13 protein-coding genes and 2 pseudogenes are annotated in these 16,343 nt (G+C 54.3%); 14 read left to right on the top strand and 1 reads right to left on the bottom strand.

Annotated features, from left to right (window positions below; translation table 11 throughout):
- The 11 genes and pseudogenes from CKO25_RS19475 to CKO25_RS19425 all read left to right on the top strand — a co-directional run.
- Nucleotides 1–292, top strand: a 292-nt coding sequence (locus tag CKO25_RS19475) for a DUF4351 domain-containing protein (protein WP_200389620.1), incomplete at its 5' end; no start/stop codon positions are given.
- 216 nt (nucleotides 293–508) lie between these two features.
- The gene (locus tag CKO25_RS19470; RefSeq protein ID WP_200389619.1) at nucleotides 509–784 is read left to right on the top strand and encodes a DUF4351 domain-containing protein; all 276 of its coding nucleotides are present in this window, start codon (nucleotides 509–511) and stop codon (nucleotides 782–784) included.
- A gap of 1,304 nt (nucleotides 785–2,088) precedes the next feature.
- A complete protein-coding gene (locus CKO25_RS19465; RefSeq protein ID WP_200389618.1) occupies nucleotides 2,089–2,349 on the top strand; it encodes a hypothetical protein in 261 nt (86 codons plus the stop codon).
- Between the two features lie 231 nt (nucleotides 2,350–2,580).
- On the top strand, nucleotides 2,581–2,916 hold the full coding sequence (locus tag CKO25_RS19460) for a nucleotidyltransferase domain-containing protein (RefSeq protein WP_200389617.1): 336 nt from the start codon (nucleotides 2,581–2,583) through the stop codon (nucleotides 2,914–2,916).
- A 115-nt stretch (nucleotides 2,917–3,031) separates the two neighbouring features.
- Nucleotides 3,032–3,208, top strand: a pseudogene (locus CKO25_RS19455) (GDP-mannose 4,6-dehydratase); the annotation flags it as partial.
- Nucleotides 3,209–3,334: 126 nt separating this feature from the next.
- Nucleotides 3,335–3,472: a hypothetical protein gene (locus CKO25_RS19450; protein WP_200389616.1), complete on the top strand. Its 138-nt coding sequence runs from the start codon at nucleotides 3,335–3,337 to the stop codon at nucleotides 3,470–3,472.
- A 696-nt stretch (nucleotides 3,473–4,168) separates the two neighbouring features.
- Nucleotides 4,169–5,980: an ABC transporter ATP-binding protein gene (locus CKO25_RS19445; RefSeq protein ID WP_200389615.1), complete on the top strand. Its 1,812-nt coding sequence runs from the start codon at nucleotides 4,169–4,171 to the stop codon at nucleotides 5,978–5,980.
- A gap of 213 nt (nucleotides 5,981–6,193) precedes the next feature.
- Complete coding sequence (locus CKO25_RS22180; protein ID WP_338115184.1) at nucleotides 6,194–6,664, top strand: acyltransferase; 471 nt, start codon at nucleotides 6,194–6,196, stop codon at nucleotides 6,662–6,664.
- The gene (locus CKO25_RS19435; RefSeq protein WP_200389614.1) at nucleotides 6,661–8,403 is read left to right on the top strand and encodes an N-acetylneuraminate synthase family protein; all 1,743 of its coding nucleotides are present in this window, start codon (nucleotides 6,661–6,663) and stop codon (nucleotides 8,401–8,403) included. The genes CKO25_RS22180 and CKO25_RS19435 overlap by 4 nt, the downstream gene beginning before the upstream one ends.
- 140 nt (nucleotides 8,404–8,543) lie before the next feature.
- A complete protein-coding gene (locus CKO25_RS21860; protein WP_200389613.1) occupies nucleotides 8,544–9,050 on the top strand; it encodes an acyltransferase in 507 nt (168 codons plus the stop codon).
- A 12-nt stretch (nucleotides 9,051–9,062) separates the two neighbouring features.
- Complete coding sequence (locus CKO25_RS19425) at nucleotides 9,063–10,448, top strand: glycosyltransferase family 2 protein (RefSeq protein ID WP_200389612.1); 1,386 nt, start codon at nucleotides 9,063–9,065, stop codon at nucleotides 10,446–10,448.
- Here CKO25_RS19425 and CKO25_RS19420 read toward each other — a convergent pair.
- Nucleotides 10,414–10,644: pseudogene (locus CKO25_RS19420) on the bottom strand (transposase); the annotation flags it as partial. The gene CKO25_RS19425 and the pseudogene CKO25_RS19420 sit on opposite strands and share 35 nt — an antisense overlap.
- 960 nt (nucleotides 10,645–11,604) lie before the next feature.
- Between CKO25_RS19420 and CKO25_RS19415 the strand changes: the two are divergent.
- From CKO25_RS19415 to CKO25_RS19405, 3 genes are all read left to right on the top strand, one after another.
- Nucleotides 11,605–12,951 carry a hypothetical protein gene (locus CKO25_RS19415; protein ID WP_200389611.1) on the top strand — a complete coding sequence of 449 codons (1,347 nt, stop codon included), beginning with the start codon at nucleotides 11,605–11,607 and terminating at the stop codon, nucleotides 12,949–12,951.
- A 147-nt stretch (nucleotides 12,952–13,098) separates the two neighbouring features.
- The gene (locus tag CKO25_RS19410; RefSeq protein WP_200389610.1) at nucleotides 13,099–14,442 is read left to right on the top strand and encodes an O-antigen ligase family protein; all 1,344 of its coding nucleotides are present in this window, start codon (nucleotides 13,099–13,101) and stop codon (nucleotides 14,440–14,442) included.
- Between the two features lie 275 nt (nucleotides 14,443–14,717).
- Nucleotides 14,718–15,569 (top strand): sulfotransferase family protein, encoded by an 852-nt coding sequence (locus CKO25_RS19405; RefSeq protein ID WP_200389609.1) that lies wholly within the window; start codon nucleotides 14,718–14,720, stop codon nucleotides 15,567–15,569.
- Nucleotides 15,570–16,343: the final 774 nt, after the last annotated feature.

The raw sequence follows: 16,343 nt of genomic DNA, 5'->3' as shown, positions 1-16,343 counted from the left end.
AGAGGTCTTGGAGTATTGGTTTTTCGAACGATTTCGCGGACTCACCGCGAAGGAGATTTGGGCGATGTTGAATCTGCTGACTCCCATCCAGGAAACGCGGGCCTATCAGTCGATCTTTGCCGAGGGTAAGGCCAGTACATTGAAGCGCCAATTGACGCGCCGTTTCGGTCCTTTACCCGCCTGGGCCGGACAGCGCATCGACGCGGCGACGGTTGCGCAGTTGGACGGTTGGCTTGACGGGATCTTCGATGCCGCGAACCTGGAAGACCTGATCGGTCCCGAGTCCGGCTAAAGGGACCGCCGGTGCCGATGGGATCTGCTGTAGGGGGAATCGCCTGCAAGCGGGCTCCTACGCGCCGCAGGCACCCGCCCGGGCGTGGGGGGATCGCCCGCAAGCGGGCTCCTACGGGCTGCGGGCACCCGCGCTGTAGGAGCCCCGCTTGCGGGCGACCCGACCGGCGTTCAGAGTCGACGATTTCGCGGACTCTCCGCGAAGGAGATTTGGGCGATGTTGAATCTGCTGACTCCCATCCAGGAAACGCGGGCCTATCAGTCGATCTTTGCCGAGGGTAAGGTCGAGGGCGAGGCCGAGGGTGAGGCCAAGGGCAAGGCCAAGGGCAAGGCCAGTACATTGAAGCGCCAATTGACGCGCCGTTTCGGCCCTGTCCCGACTTGGGCCGAGCAGCGCATCGACGCGGCGACGGTTGCGCAGTTGGACAGTTGGCTTGACGGGATCTTCGATGCCGCGAATGTGGAAGACCTGATCGGTCCCGAGTCCGGCTGAAGGGGCCGCCGGTGCCGATGGGATCTGCTGTAGGGGGTATCGCCCGCAAGCGGGCTCCTACGCGCCGCAGGCATCCGCCCGGGCGTGGGGAATCGCCCGCAAGCGGGCTCCTACGGGCCGCAGACATCCGCCCGGGCATGGGGGGATCGCCCGCAAGCGGGCTCCTACGGGGCGCAGACATCCGCCCGGGCGTGGGGGAATCGCCCGCAAGCGGGCTCCTACGGGCCGCAGACATCCGCCCGGGCGTGGGGGGATCGCCCGCAAGCGGGCTCCTACGGGCCGCAGACATCCGCCCGGGCGTGGGGGAATCGCCCGCAAGCGGGCTCCTACGGGCTGCGGGCACCTGCGCTGTAGGAGCCCCGCTTGCGGGCGACCCGACCGGCGTTCAGAGTCGTGACGCCTGATTCCAGCTGACCCCAGGTCGCGCCTGTGCTTGCTCTGGTCGCGCAGCTCCGGCTGCGTGACCCAAGCGATGACGCTCTGCTTCATGAGGCGTTGGCACGGGCGGCTGATTCGCGAAGCGGAGCTTCTGCTCGCGGGTGACGAAGCCGGAGCGTCGTCACCAGAGTCCAAAGAGTGCGTCGGTCCCGCCGGTGATCTGCTGTAGGGGAATCGCCCGCTACAGGCCGCAGATACCCGCCCGGGCGTGGGGGGGATCGCCCGCAAGCGGGCTCCTACGGGCCGCAGACATCCGCCCGGGCATGGGGGGATCGCCCGCAAGCGGGTTCCAACGGGCCGCAGACATCCCTGCGAGCGTGGGGGAATCGCCCGCAAGCGGGCTCCTACGGGCTGCGGGCACCTGCGCTGTAGGAGCCCCGCTTGCGGGCGACCCGACCGGCGTTCAGAGTCGTGACGCCTGATTCCAGCTGACCCCAGGTCGCGCCTGTGCTTGCTCTGGTCGCGCAGCTCCGGCTGCGTGACCCAGGCGATGACGCTCTGCTTCTTGAGGCGTTGGCACGGGCGGCTGATTCGCGAAGCGGAGCTTCTGCTCACGGGTGACGAAGCCGGAGCTTCGTCACCAGAAACCCACCGACCTCCGACCACCCCACCCTGCCCTGCCGTCGTTGACCCAACCACGGACACATGGTGAGATACCGCCCCTCAGGTTCAATCCATGAACCAACGACGACCAGACCATTCGCCCCACCACAGCTGATACCGGCATGACAAGGTAGGGCGGTAGCGTGTCCGCTGCCAGCAGCCAACGTGTCACCCCAACAAAACGAAACGGCGTCCACGATTCATCAACAAACGCGCCCCAGCAATGCAACACTTCACACTGAACACTTAACACTGTTTCCCCAATGCCCAAAACAATCGAAGTCGAAATCGACGCTGCCGGGCGGTTGCGCTCTCTGGCGCCGCTCCCTCGTCTTCCACTACGTGCCTTGCTGGTCCTGCCCGAAGAAGAACCGCCAGCATCTCCGACCCGGGGCAGCACCGCAGCCGAAGCGCTCAAACTCCGAGCGACCCCGCGCGATGCCACGCGCCCGCGCAGTCAGCCGGACGAGGTCACCCACCGGATCGCCGCGCTCCGCAACGATTGGGACCTCAGCGACGCATGACCCGCGTCTATCTGGAGACCTGTTGCGTCATCTAACTGAACCCTGCGCCCCGGCCGCATCAATCTCGACGACATCATGAGAGCATGCGTTGATCCGGCAGGCACTGCTTTCTACCTCAGCGGCCCCAAGGCCATGATTGATGCCTTCCGCCAGCGCTTGACCGACATTGATGGCTGATCGCCCGATCAAGTCTTCATCGATGCCTGGGAGTGAACAGCGTTGACCGCGATCATGACATCACCAGCGCCATCCACGCCCAGGCATGACCCCGTCCTCCAGACCTTGACGGATCAGCTCAAGAAATGTCTGGGCTCCCGACTCCGCGGCCTCTGGCTATTCGGATCAAGGGCGCGGGGTGATGCGCGTGAGAGTTCGGATGACGACATCTTCATCCTCGTCGACGAAAAGACGCCCGAGCTGCGCGAGCACATCCTGGACGTGCAGGTCAACTTGCTCGATCACCATGACGTGCTCGTCGCGACGCTCCTGCGTACCGAGGACGAATGGCGCCAGAGCCAGGGCTTCCCGCTGGCTCGAAATATCGCTCGCGAAGCCGTGCGCTTATGACTCCCGAGTGCGAAGCCCTGCTGACAGCGGCTGACGATAAGCTAAGAGCCGCTGAGCTCTTACGCGACTCCGGACTGAACGGCGACGCTGCGTCGCGCGCCGACTCGACCAGCTCGGCCTTACGGAACGCCTTGAGCACCACATCCTCGACATCCGCGACCGCGACGCCCTCGCACAACGCGTCCTCGCCACCGAGCCGGACGACGTCTTCCACCTCGCAGCACGACCCTTGGTACGTCTGTCCCACGCCGAGCCGGTCGAAACCTACGCCACCAACCTCATGGGCACTTGAGTTGGTCGGGTGGATCAGCGCAGCGCATCCACCAACCCGGCGTGAGTTGGTCGGGTGGATCAGCGCAGCGCATCCACCAACCGGGCGTCCGTAACACGTTCATTGATATGACCCGACTTGGATGAGATGAATCAGCCCTCGGAGCCCGATTTCGCGATCGCGGACCGGGGCGTCCCGTGGCTCGCGCGCATTCGCGACCTCGGTGCGCTCGAAGCGCTTGGCGATCAGGTGCTTATCTACGGGCTGCGGGCACCTGCGCTGTAGGAGCCCCGCTTGCGGGCGACCCGACCGGCGTTCAGAGTCGTGACGCCTGATTCCAGCTGACCCAAGGTCGCGCCTGTGCTTGCTCAGGTCACGCCGCTCTGGCTGCGTGACCCAAGCGATGAAGCTCTGCTTCATGAGGCGTTGGCACGGGCGGCTGATTCGCGAAGCGGAGCTTCTGCTCACGGGTGACGAAGCCGGAGCTTCGTCACCAGAATCCAACAACCCACCGACCTCCAACCACCCCACCCCACCCTGCCGTCGTTGACCCAACCATGGACACATGGTGAGATACCGCCCCTCAGGTTCAATCCATGAACCAACGACGACCAGACAATTCGCCCCCACCACAGCTGATACCGGCATGACAAGGTAGGACGGTAGTGTGTCCACTGCCAGCAGCCACCGTCGCGACTTTCGACCCGGGGATGTGCGTCACGCGCTGGCCGATATCGACAAGGCGCGCACCCGACTCGGGTATGCACCCAGCCATCGACTAGGCGATGGGCTCGCGGAGGCGATGGATTGGTCTGTGGATGATATGGGCGGGGTCCATGCGCGTTCGCTCATCAATCCAGGACGCGAGGCACGATTCCCTGTGCCCGGTGATGGGAGCACAATCCATCACGCCCATTCCATGACAACCTCAAGGTGCCAGTAAGGGCTTCGCTGAATGACATCGGCCCGCCCCCTAAATCGATGAACACTTTTCAAAAGGCCATCCATCTCCTCACCCCACGCGAGAGACGTCGTGGGCTCCTAGTTCTTGTACTCGTATTGGGTATGGCGCTGCTGGAAACCGCGGGCGTCGCCTCGGTGATGCCTTTCCTAGCCGTTTTGGGCAATCCAGAAATGCTAGAGACCAATCCAGTCCTCAGTGCTCTCTACAACCAAGGAAAAAACTTTGGCATCGACACCCCGGATCAATTCCTGATCGCATTGGGGCTAGCGGCTTTTGCGCTCATGGTCTTCTCCGCAGTGTACCGTACACTCACGCATTATGCGATGAACCGATTTATTGAAATGCGGCGCCATACTATCGGGGCACGATTGCTCGAAGCCTACTTGCGGCAACCCTATGCCTTTTTCCTCGACCGGCATAGTGGCGACATGTCCAAGAGCATCCTTTCAGAAGTCGATCAACTCGTTCAGAATGTATTTCGGCCAGCCTATAATATGATCGCGTACAGTCTCGTACTGATCGCCATCACTACCCTGCTGATTCTAGTCAATCCATGGATCGCACTGCTGGCAGCGGGCCTACTTGGTGGACTATACGGACTGGTATACCTCGTTGTGCGCCGCTACCTCGGAAAAATTGGACAGGTCCGCGTGGCCACAAACAAACAACGCTTCATGGCTGCCAGTGAGACCTTTGGCGGTATTAAGGATATCAAGCTTTTAGGGCACGAACAGAGTTACCTCAGCCGCTTCAAAGCACCTTCTCAGCGTTTTGCCTCCACCCAAGCAAGCTACCAAACACTGAATCAGGTTCCTAATTTCCTGATCGAAGCCATCATCTTCGGTGCCATGCTGCTGCTCACCGTTGTTTTGCTGATCACCCATGGAGGATTGGGAAGTAGCGCGTTAGGACAGATTCTGCCCATCCTCGGCTTGTACGCGATTGCGGCCTACCGCATGAAACCTGCGGCGCAGAAAGTCTTCAATGGTTTTGCCAGCCTGCGGTATGGCCATGCGGCAGTAAACAGTTTATACGCTGACCTGCATCCGCAGGATGCGCCTGCATTACTGCCAAAATTAGCGCCGAAACCGCTCAAGGCACAGAATATCATCGCCTTGGAACATCTGAGCTACACCTACCCGAATGCCGCCAAGGCGGCTCTCTCAGACCTAAACCTGCGCATTCCCGTCGGTAGCGCTGTGGGCTTAGTTGGAAGCACTGGTGCAGGCAAGACCACACTAGTCGATGTGATTCTCGGTCTGCTCCATCCAACGGAAGGTGCCATCACCGTTGATGGCGTACCGGTGACCGAGCACAACCTGCGTGCCTGGCAGCAAAGCCTAGGCTATGTGCCACAGGAGATTTTCCTTACCGACACCACGGTGGCCGAGAACGTTGCCTTGGGTGTGCCTAAAGAAAATATTGATCATGAGCAGGTAGAGCACTGTGCGCGGATGGCCCAGGTGCACGACTTCATCATGCATGAGTTGCCCGAGCAATATTCCACGCTGGTGGGCGAGCGCGGCGTGCGGCTCTCTGGGGGCCAACGCCAGCGCATTGGTATTGCCCGAGCGCTGTACCGAAATCCAGAATTGCTGGTGTTCGACGAGGCCACCAGTGCGCTCGACAACCTGACCGAACAGGCAGTAATGGATGCCGTGCATCACCTCGGGGGAGAAATCACCATCGTCATGATTGCTCACCGACTCAGCACCGTGCGTGAGTGTGACCATATTTATCTTCTGGAACAGGGCAAGCTGGCCGGGCAAGGCAATTACGAGGAACTCGTCGCGAACAACACGCGATTCCGTTCTATGGCCGAGGCTTAAATGACTGCTTAGGTAACAAATTATCAATTGCTCGCATACAAAAGATGACCATCCAGAGCACCATGATACGAGTTCGCAAGCTACATGCCTTTTATGACTGACCCGAGCAGAAATGGGAATCCAACTCCGCCCACCCACAATGCGCAGCTCCGCCGCCACTTGCCCTCCCGCTGGTCGACTCAGCTGCGCGTTTGGTGGCATCGTCTACGCGGGGTGGATCTCTCAAATGATGTTATCTTGTTTCCGGGTGCGCAGTTGTTACGTTATCCAAGGAATATTCGGCTTGGTCCAGCAGCGCTTATCAAGACTGGAGCCCACATCTGCCCATGCAACCCCCAAGCGCATGTGGAGATCGGGGCACGCACCTCGATCGGCTTTTACACGTTTCTCTACGCCACTGCCGGGATCACCATTGGCGAGGACTGCCAGATCGCATCCTTTGTTTACATTGTGGACAGTGATCACGGCACGCGAAAGGATACTCTCATGAACCGACAGGCCAATATAGCCAACCCGATCCGGATCGGCAACGACGTTTGGATTGGTGCGCATGCAGCGATTCTATCCGGTGTCACGATCGGTGAGGGTGCGATTGTCGCCGCTGGTGCGGTCGTTCGTCAGGACGTTGATCCGTACACCATCGTCGGTGGCGTTCCGGCTAAGGTACTGGGAGAAAGGCAATGACCATTGGCATCGTTCTGTTGTGCCGGTACGACTCAAAGCGACTGCCGGGGAAAATCCTACGCGATATTCGAGGACGTTCGCTCATCAGCTACATCGTCGAGCGTATCCGACAGGCCGCGCCCGAGCGACCGCTGGTCGTGGCAACATCCACAGCCGGTAGTGATGATCCGATCGCCGGATATTGTCGCCGTGCCGGGTTGAAATGCTTTCGCGGCAGTTTGGATGATGTCGCCGGGCGTTTCTTGGAGTGCATCGTAGAGAACGAATGGGACTTTGGCGTTCGAATCAATGGCGACAATCTGTTTCTGGATCCGCAGACATTGCATGCAATGTTGGCGATTGCCGACACGGATCAGTTCGACTTCGTCACCAATGTCCCCGGGCGAACGTTCCCTTACGGAATGAGTGTCGAGATCGTTCGCGCGAGTTTTTACCGGACCTCAATGAAGACAACGACTGAACCGTCACATCGTGAACATGTGACGAGTTGGCTCTACGAGAATCCGTCATTGGGGCGACGATACGTATACCAGAACACCAGTTGTCCCGAAGCCGCAGGGCTTCAGCTTGCAATTGACACACCCGAGGATCTTGAGCGGGCTTGCCAGATCCTCGACCGTGCCGGGCCTGCGGCGGGAACGCTGAACCTGAGGCAGATCTACGAACTAGCGACACGGAAACCGCAGCCTAACCCTTGGAAGGGCGCTGCCGGTCCACTCCTGATTGCCGAGATCGGTGGCAACCACGAAGGGGATTTTACGGTCGCACAGGCCATGTGCCGACAGGCCATCGATTCGGGAGCCGACTGCGTCAAGTTTCAACTCTATCGGGGCGACACGCTGGTGAGTTCCGTCGAGAGCCCAGACCGGCACAAGCATTTCCAGAAGTTCGAGCTCACACGCGAGCAACACATCCATCTGGCTGGGATGTGCCGTTTGGCAGGCGTCGTGTATGTCGCATCCGTGTGGGATCTGGATCTCCTCGATTGGGTCGATCCGTATATGGATTTCTACAAGATCGGGTCTGGCGACCTGACAGCGTGGCCATTGCTACGCGAGTTCGCGCGGCGTGGCAAGCCCATTCTGCTCTCGACAGGCTTGGCTACCATGGACGAAGTGATGCAAACCGTCGCCTGTATTCAAGAGGTGGATGCACGTTACATGCAGCCCGAAATGCTGTGCGTGATGCAATGCACGTCGATGTATCCAATACCGGACAGGGATGCGAATCTGCGTGTTATGGACTCATTTCGCGTCCAGACCGGACTTGCCGTGGGGTACTCGGACCATACCGAGGGGACAGCGGCACTGCGCGCCGCCGCTGCCATGGGCGCACAGGTCCTCGAGTTTCATTTCACCGACTCGCGTGAAGGCAAGACGTTCCGTGACCACAAGGTTTCGCTTGTGGCTGAAGAAGTGCGGCAATTGAAGGATGAGATCAGACAGATCAGTGCTCTTCGCGGTAATGACGTTAAGTTGCCACAGGTTAGCGAGCTCGAAAATAGCCATGAGATTTCTTTTCGTCGTGGCGCCTATCTGCGTCAGTTCGTCAAGGCCGGGGAGATTATTGGCAGGCGCGACGTTATACTGCTGCGACCAGCACTCGGGACGGATGCACGTGAAACGGATCTGCTTCTGGGTAGTAGAGCGCTGCATGATCTCGATCCTCTGCGGGCTATCCGTGAAGGCGAAGATTACGTCTGTTTAGGCGCATATGACAGCGACGCGGAGCGAGTGTGAAAACGCTGTTTCTTCTCACACAGTGGTGGTCGCGTCGCGAGGGACCGATGTTGCGAGCCGCGCTAGCCAAACTGATATACGGTGGCCCCAACATTCAAATCGGGTCTAGCTTCCGCTGTGACGGAATGCCACGATGCTTGGTGGATCCAGATGCCAAACTCACTGTTGGGAACAATGTCGAATTCCGAAGCGGAATTGAAATACGTGCCCATGATTCCGCGCGCATCGTAATAGAGGACGGTGTACGAATCGACCGCGGTGTCCGGATTTTGGCGGCGAACAAAGCTCTGGTACGAATCAGCAACGGAGCGCGGATTGGGCTCTACTCAGTATTGAACGGTGGCGATTCCATACATGTTGGCCGGAAGTGTCTTATATCCGGCTTCGTATACCTGCAGACCAGCATGCACCGCGTCGAAACCCCCAATGTAGCCATCCGAGATCAGGGTTATGATCACGCTCCAATTCAGATTGGTGATGGGGCTTGGCTTGGCTCACACGTTGTGGTGATGCCCGGGCGTGTGATCGGGATGGATGCAGTTGTCGGTAGCAATGGTGTTGTCACACGTGATATCGCTGATCGCATGATAGTGGCAGGCGTGCCCGCGCGTGTGGTGAAAGAGCGCACCGATAACAGGATAAGCTGAGAGTTTGCTTTAATGAGTGTGAGTCCACTTGTAACGGTCTACGTACCCTGCCGGAACTACGGCAGGTACCTCACCCAATGCGTGGAAAGCGTTCTTGGGCAACTCTATACAGAATGGGAACTGATTCTGGTGGATGAGGCGTCCAGCGACGATTCGGCTGCCATTGCGGAAGACTTGCGCCGCCGCCAGCCTGATCGCATTACGGTCGTACAAAATCCGGAGCCAATCGGGCTACAAAAGTTGGCGAACCGGGTGCTGGGGATGGCCAACGGCAAGTACATGATGCGACTGGATGCCGACGACTGGCTGGACGAAGGTGCGTTGCTGCTCATGGTCAGCAAACTCGAGGCGACACCGGGCGTGGGGCTCGTGTACGGCAATTATTTCTACACCGACGCCGAAGGCCAGGTGCTCGGCATGGAACGCAGGCACCGGTTGGGCGCTGAAGACCGGGCCGGCCATCTGCCTCCACACGGCGCTTGCACGATGTTCCGGACGCGTGCCCTGAAAGCTGTAGGCGGCTACTCTGAGGACATTGACGCCCAGGATGGTTGGGAACTCTGGTACAAACTCGCCAACCGTGTGGGTGCGGCCAGCCTGGATCTACCCGTCTTCTATTACCGCCAGCACGATACTTCGCTCAGCCGTGACTACCAGAGGCTACTCACTGCGCGGTCACGCATCTTCGCCCGCATCGGCAATGGTCTTGAAGGGGGGTACAAGCCCACCTGCGCTGCCGTCATTCCGGTCCGTGAATCTTACCCCGGATTCGAGGGTGTCCCGTATCGCGAGTACGAGGGTCGGTCGCTACTGGAGCGGGCCATTTCATCGGCGGCCGAAGCGAGTGTCGTCACGACCGTGATCGTTTCCTCACAGAGCCAGCGTGTTTTGGACTTTGCGGCCCGTCTGGAGGCAGAGGGAAGAGTACCTGTACATGCCCGCGTGCTTCGTGACGATCTCGGCACTAGTTCTGCGAAACTTCCGATCCGCGACATCATGCTGCACGCTGGGCATTACTATGCGGAGTTGACGGGTACAAGTCCGGATGTGGTGGTTTTCCTCAGTATCCATGCCGTGCACCGTCGCACGGAACATCTCGAAAAGGCGATCAATGTGTTGCGCATCACCGAGAGTGATTCCGTCGTGTCAGTCCAAGAGGAACGTGAGCCGGTTTTCGCTCACGGACCGGACGGGCTCAGCCTGTTGAATCCGGGTCGGTTTGATGATCTATCGTATGATCGTGAGCGACTCTACACTTTCAACGGTGCAATCCTCTCTATATGGTGGGAGATTCTTCAACAGGAAAGTCTATTAGGCGATAAGGTCGCATACATCGAGATGTCGCCGGAAGATAGCCTCCAGATCAAAAATGCAACAATGCTAGGAAACCGGCAATGACGATTACCAGAATAAGATGGAAAGGCAGGGCATCCTTCGGCGGAATCGACATGAGCATGTGAAAATAATCCGAAATCAGAAGTTCCTCTTCGATCCGGCTTTCCTTTTGCCAGGCCTGCCGGTGCAAGACGTCACCGAGGTTCCACCGCAGTTGACCGTAGAGCTCACGGCAGCGATATTTGGTTATAAATAAAACACGATATTTGCACTCTCATTTGGAGTGGCTTAGGCTCTCAAATTCGTCCATCGTGGCTCTCCTCACGCATGTGCATGACGGCTCACGCGACGTGAGTGTCCCGATGGACTCCCGGAAAAGTCAAACGGCATGTGTCACCCCGGCAGATCCAGGGAATTACCCGTTTTATTCAGTTTTGATCACTCTAGCCATTTATGAGGTAAACGAATGTCGGCTCCACGTCCATAATCAGTTGTTGCTCCAAGAAAGCCAAGGTCTGCCCTCAGGGTCATGCCTTCAAACCAAGAAAATTGTGGAGGCAAGCACTTTTTCATGATCGTATCGTCATATGGTGAGCGACCAAAAAACTGGACTCATATAAAGTATTTTCAGGTCATGACTAGTAAGCGGCAGAACTTTTACGGTATGTCTTTTTTTGACCGCTGCATCATTTTTTTGATGGTCATCATCCGATGGTCGGACGCAAGCTTCTTCTGTTCTACTAACGAAACTATTACTATATTTTTCATCAACACTCTTGAATTCGTCGCGTGACTGAACCGTACGCTTCGGTGCGACGATCAAGGACCCAAGGGCGCGGTTGAGCACATCGGACTACAACACAACGTCGTCGTGTGCATGGCCTACGCTGAGTTTGAAAAGAATGCCAGGGCATTGAACTTAGTATAAGTTTTCAGGTAGTAAGGGACGAGAAAAGCGGTGCTTTTCTTAGGTATCGAAAACATATCCCACAACTCTATGAGAAATGTACTAGAGATTTAGGGACAACTCTAAATAGGTGATGACATGAGTGTTGGGGCAGAAAAGAAAAAGGAGTACAGAGACTTACTGGACCTAATGCGAGAAGAAAGTGTCACTCAATTTTCCATAAATAGGGATGTATATGCATGGTTCCTGAGCAATGTACCGCCTCAAATTTACCGAAGACTGATAAATGTAAATCCACCGAAGCATGGGTTCATGAAGAAAATTATCTTCTGGATACCAAGAAAGATAATTCTTTATCCTGTAGTGTGGATTGCTGTTTTCTTGCTTTGGTACCGTGAGCACGAGCATTGGACTGCATCCCCAACGAGCGAAAAAGAGATTCTGACAGGGTCAGTGGTATGGATGCAGTATCGCTGCCTCATCAAGCATCTCACAGACGACCCGATCATGGCGGAACTACGCAGTTGTGGAATGAATGTGGTTGAGTTCCCGAAGCAAAATTTCTCTAAGTGCTCGTTAACATGGACTCTGCTTAGTCTTCCTTTGGAAATCGACGCTGCAATCACTCGCGTGCAAAAATTGATTAAAAAAACGGGGATGCTGTCTGAGCTCAAAATAGATTACTCGTTTATCCTCGAAAAGCTTATCATAGCGCCAAAGATCCTTGCACTCATCAGCTTTACAGTTCTGGAAGCTCCATTTATCCGCCATTTAGCCGGGACAGGCACGATATCGACTTTAATTACCAGGTCTGGAGGTGTGCCAATTGGTTCATTGATCCGTGGAATGCGGAAGCAGCAACAAGAAATTTATTTGACACATATTCATATTCCGCATAGTAGCAATGTAGGGGACATGCATTTTAGCGATGCTGACTATTTCTCAGATATATTGTGCGCTCGTAACTACAGCCAGCAGACCGATTTCCTGTCACTTAGGGTAAGTTCCGATCTGGATACTCCTATGTTGGGTAATCTAGAGGGCTACTATTTGGCTGCGCAGAGAGCCCATATCCAAAGAGAGCAAATTAAGATCATCTATATCTTAGTGGGAGGGGCATATTTATCCGATCGGTCAGCGAGGGAGCTACAATTGTTAAGTAACGTATTGGAGACCTGCCGGCACTTTGGAGAAACTGTGGTAAAAGCGAAAAATGCGGATCGCTGGTTTGCATTGATACGTATGGTAAAAAAAGTGGGGCCAGCGAAAGCATATTCGCTTTATAAGCATTCGAAGTGCGTGGGGATTGAAGAATTAGTTAGAAAAGCTGCGATAGGCATCGTAGTCGTGAACGATAAAAATTATGTCAGCAATATATTCGACGATTTAGCCTATTTTAATATTCCGAGAATTGTCTACACAGAAGAAGAACCTAATCTTCTGATCAATAAGACACCAGAAATCTTAGCACACTGTGTCAATGCCATGACCCTGCAGAACGCAGTTCGGAAGATAATCGCATATCCCACTGGTTCTGGGAGCATTGAGTTTCCTGAAGAGAGTTGGAATGAAAAATGGCAGGAGGCGCAGGATATAAGTCCTGGGCTACGGTTGTTTGAGATCATCAAAGCCCGAGAAGTTAAATTCCGCCCAACATAGCTAGTTTTTTCACATAGTCATCATGAACTGTTACAGACGTACAGATGTCACTTACAAGCTATCTCGTAATTACAGACAGGATTTATTCGCATAATGGAGACGTATAGCTATTAACCAGCATGGAGAGAGTAACGAGATGAATAATGTATGATTAGACTAGGCTTAATTAGGTGTAACCCTAATCCAAGAGCGTGTGCCATCATCGTCGGGATTTCGATCTTCTGGCTTTTAGTGCACAGAATTGGTCTCACCCCTCCGATAATTGGTCTGGTAGCATTGTTTGGGTTGGCAGGTTTGTTTACCAAGGGTGGAGGTCTGCTAGCCTACGGAATTTCCTGGCCATTTCTTGGATTGGGAATGCAGGAAGGTGGGCAAGGTACCTTGATTACGCTATCTGCGCTAGCCGCAGTCGGCGGGTACGTAGCTAGGGAGCTTTCAGAGAAAAAATATGATCGATTTATCGTATCCCGAACGATATATGTGATAGTTTTCATCATTGGAGTCCTTGCATCACTGGCTTTTATTAGCGGCCTGCTCACGGGAAGTCAGACTCCTCGCGCCACGGATTTCTGGGTGCTGATGATCTCACTCATGTTGCTCGCACTCGCTATTGCACACTACGCGAGTGATACTGATGGTATTAAGTTGTTGCTGTCCGCGTTTGTGTTCTCGGCATGTGTAGCTGCCGCGCTTTCATTATCCGACAGTGGGATCAGCAATGAGGCTCGCCTCGGTTTGCAGGAGGGCGCTGCTTCTCTCCGCCGGCTTTCAAACACGCTTTCTCTTGGCATTCTTGCCCTATTATCGTTCAAAATGTTCGGCCACCAATTAGGATCTACGCTTAGTAGCCGCTGGTTGCAGGCATTACAGTACATGATACTGGCGGTTCTTGTTTCGGTACTTCTTTTGACTGCATCGCGAGGGGCGCTACTCGGGGTCATCATGGCTTTCTCCGTTGGGGTCTTGGTGATGTTACATCGAAAGAAAATCAGGTTGCAGAAGCTAGTGATCGTGTTAACTGGTCTCGTCGGACTGATCATTGCGTTCATCTTCTTCGACCCCGGGTCAGCATTTGCGAAAGCATTCCCGGTACTGGCTGGGCGTGTGGGCGTTGAATCGGTAGACGACCCACGTATGGAATTCTGGCAGGAGGCGCTTCGAAATACAGAATGGACTGTTTTTGTTCTGGGCGGAGGTGTATTAAGTTGGAGTGAATTCGCGCAGATTGAAGCTGGGTTCAGCGCCCACTCTTTTTTCGTGGACTGGCTGTATGTTTTCGGCATCCCAGGTTTGTTTGTTGCCTGTTTATTTTTCTATTCAGTGATCATGTTTTCCAAACGCAGAGGACAAGACTGGGTGTTCCTGTGGCTAGTTTTTTTCGTTTTTGGATTTGCGACCTATGGCACCGTGACGCGAGTAGCCCCTTGGATTTTGATTGGTATGATCCTCTCGACAGTTCTCGCCACACAAGCACGTCGAAATCGCTTGTAGTAAAATAATCAGGGTGTGTTCAAAGTGCTCTAGAATTGTGTGCGCCTACACCCAGAAATGCGATAGGTATTCGTCTCATATAACTAACGATGCATATCGAAACATAGGAAAGATCCTCTCAACTATATAATATGTTATACACGAAGCCTTCGGATCTTGATTCATCCTCTAGTTGATTCGACGTTTTGTGGGATGTCACAGTTAAATAGTAACGCTATTTTAAGCATGATCGATAATGTAGCATTGATATGCGAGTGGCTGGAGATTAGAACGTCATGATTGAAGTTAACGTTGGTAGAGTGTTTATCGTTGGTGCGCCTAAGTGCGGAACCACATCATTGGCGCATTGGTTGGCGGCACATCCGCAGATTCACATGAGTCGTATCAAGGAACCTCACTACTATAATACCGATATGGGAAATCGGGTCATCACGCAGAAATCTGATTACGATGAACTTTTCAGTGACGCCTCGCCTGATGCAAAGATTTGGTGTGAAGCATCCACTTGGTATTTGTTCTCCAACGATGCAGTTCCAAATATTTTAGCGGAACATCCGGATGCTCGGTTTATTGCCATGGTTCGTGATCCAGTGGATATGGCAGTTTCGTTGTTTCACCACAATCGGAAGAAGCTACATGAACCACTTGCAACATTAGAAGAAGCATGGGCGGCTCAGGATTCGCGGGCACGGGGAGAAGGGTTGCCGCGTAACTGTATCGAACCGAACTTTCTACAGTACAAGCAAGCATGTGACTTGAAGAACATGATAAGCCGTTTACAGAATCGCGTCGCACCTGAGAAATTGTATATTATCCATCTAGATGATATAAAAACTGATGCTAGAAGGGAGTACATTCATGCTTTGTTGTTCCTAGGGCTTAAGGATGATTGTCGAAAAGAATTTCCGGTGTTAAATGAAGCATCTATTAATCGTTCTTATTTGGCTGCTCATCTTATACGTTTCGCGGCTCGACTTAAACGTAAACTTGGAATATCGGTTAAGACCCGTGTGGCTCAGCGACTGAATAGTCGCTCTATTGTTAATAAGCCACTGTCGACAGCGACTCGTCAGCTGATTGAAATTGAGCTCATGAACTCTCGAGTAGCAAAGCGGGGTAATGGCTGACAATGTAGATCCAAAAGTCATCCAGAATATTGTTATAATAGATTAATAAATCGTTTGCTAATTTATTCTTTTCATAATATCCTAAAGATCCATAATCATTTTCTGCCAATTTAATCGATTGGTCATAGGTAATTTTATGCTACGTTGCCAGTTTTCAATTGAAGATCAACGCCGCATTCAACTTCAGTGTTACCGCCATCCTGATCCGATCGTGCGGAAACGCATGTCCATCTTGTGGCATAAGCACCTTGGCCTACCACACCATGACATTGCCAAATTGAGTAGCGCGGCTCCGAATACCGTCACGACGACGATTCGGACTGATATTGAAAAAGGGCTGTCCGGTGTCGAGAAGCGTCACTTTCACCAGCTAGTGAGTCAGATCGAGTCGCAACGCGACTTCTTGAAATCGTATTTTTTGAAGTATCCCCCACGCACCCTTAAAGAAGCGGCAGCGGAGATCAATCGGCAGCGGAGATCAATCGGCTGACAGGAGTCTCGTTTACTGTGCCTCATGTGCGTCACCTCCTACTCTCGTCCGGACTCAGCCGAAAAAAACAGGAAGCCTCCCTGGGAAACTAGATGACAGCAAGCGAGAAGAACAAAAGTCATTTATCATTAATGAGTTAGAGCCAAGACTTGCTGATGCAAAAGAAGGTCGGCGACAGGTCTATTTTGTGGATGCGGCGCACTTCGTCCTGCAACCATTTCTCGGTTATCTGTGGTGCCTTCAACGAATGTTTGTCTATTCAGCGAGTGGGAGGCAGCGGTTCA

Source organism: Thiocapsa imhoffii (assembly GCF_016583985.1).
GTDB classification, from domain to species: Bacteria; Pseudomonadota; Gammaproteobacteria; order Chromatiales; family Chromatiaceae; genus Thiocapsa; species Thiocapsa imhoffii.
This window is presented reverse-complemented; position numbering and strand designations above follow the sequence as displayed.

Excerpts from the sequence above, each read along its gene's own strand:
- CKO25_RS19435 (WP_200389614.1), top strand. The coding sequence starts at position 6,661 with ATGACCATTGGCATCGTTCTGTTGTGCCGGTACGACTCAAAGCGACTG.
- CKO25_RS19470 (WP_200389619.1), top strand. The coding sequence starts at position 509 with ATGTTGAATCTGCTGACTCCCATCCAGGAAACGCGGGCCTATCAGTCG.
- CKO25_RS19415 (WP_200389611.1), top strand. The coding sequence starts at position 11,605 with ATGAAGAAAATTATCTTCTGGATACCAAGAAAGATAATTCTTTATCCT.
- CKO25_RS19425 (WP_200389612.1), top strand. The coding sequence starts at position 9,063 with ATGAGTGTGAGTCCACTTGTAACGGTCTACGTACCCTGCCGGAACTAC.
- CKO25_RS19410 (WP_200389610.1), top strand. The coding sequence starts at position 13,099 with ATGATTAGACTAGGCTTAATTAGGTGTAACCCTAATCCAAGAGCGTGT.
- CKO25_RS19405 (WP_200389609.1), top strand. The coding sequence starts at position 14,718 with ATGATTGAAGTTAACGTTGGTAGAGTGTTTATCGTTGGTGCGCCTAAG.
- CKO25_RS19465 (WP_200389618.1), top strand. The coding sequence starts at position 2,089 with ATGCCCAAAACAATCGAAGTCGAAATCGACGCTGCCGGGCGGTTGCGC.
- CKO25_RS19450 (WP_200389616.1), top strand. The coding sequence starts at position 3,335 with ATGAATCAGCCCTCGGAGCCCGATTTCGCGATCGCGGACCGGGGCGTC.
- CKO25_RS19445 (WP_200389615.1), top strand. The coding sequence starts at position 4,169 with ATGAACACTTTTCAAAAGGCCATCCATCTCCTCACCCCACGCGAGAGA.
- CKO25_RS19460 (WP_200389617.1), top strand. The coding sequence starts at position 2,581 with ATGACATCACCAGCGCCATCCACGCCCAGGCATGACCCCGTCCTCCAG.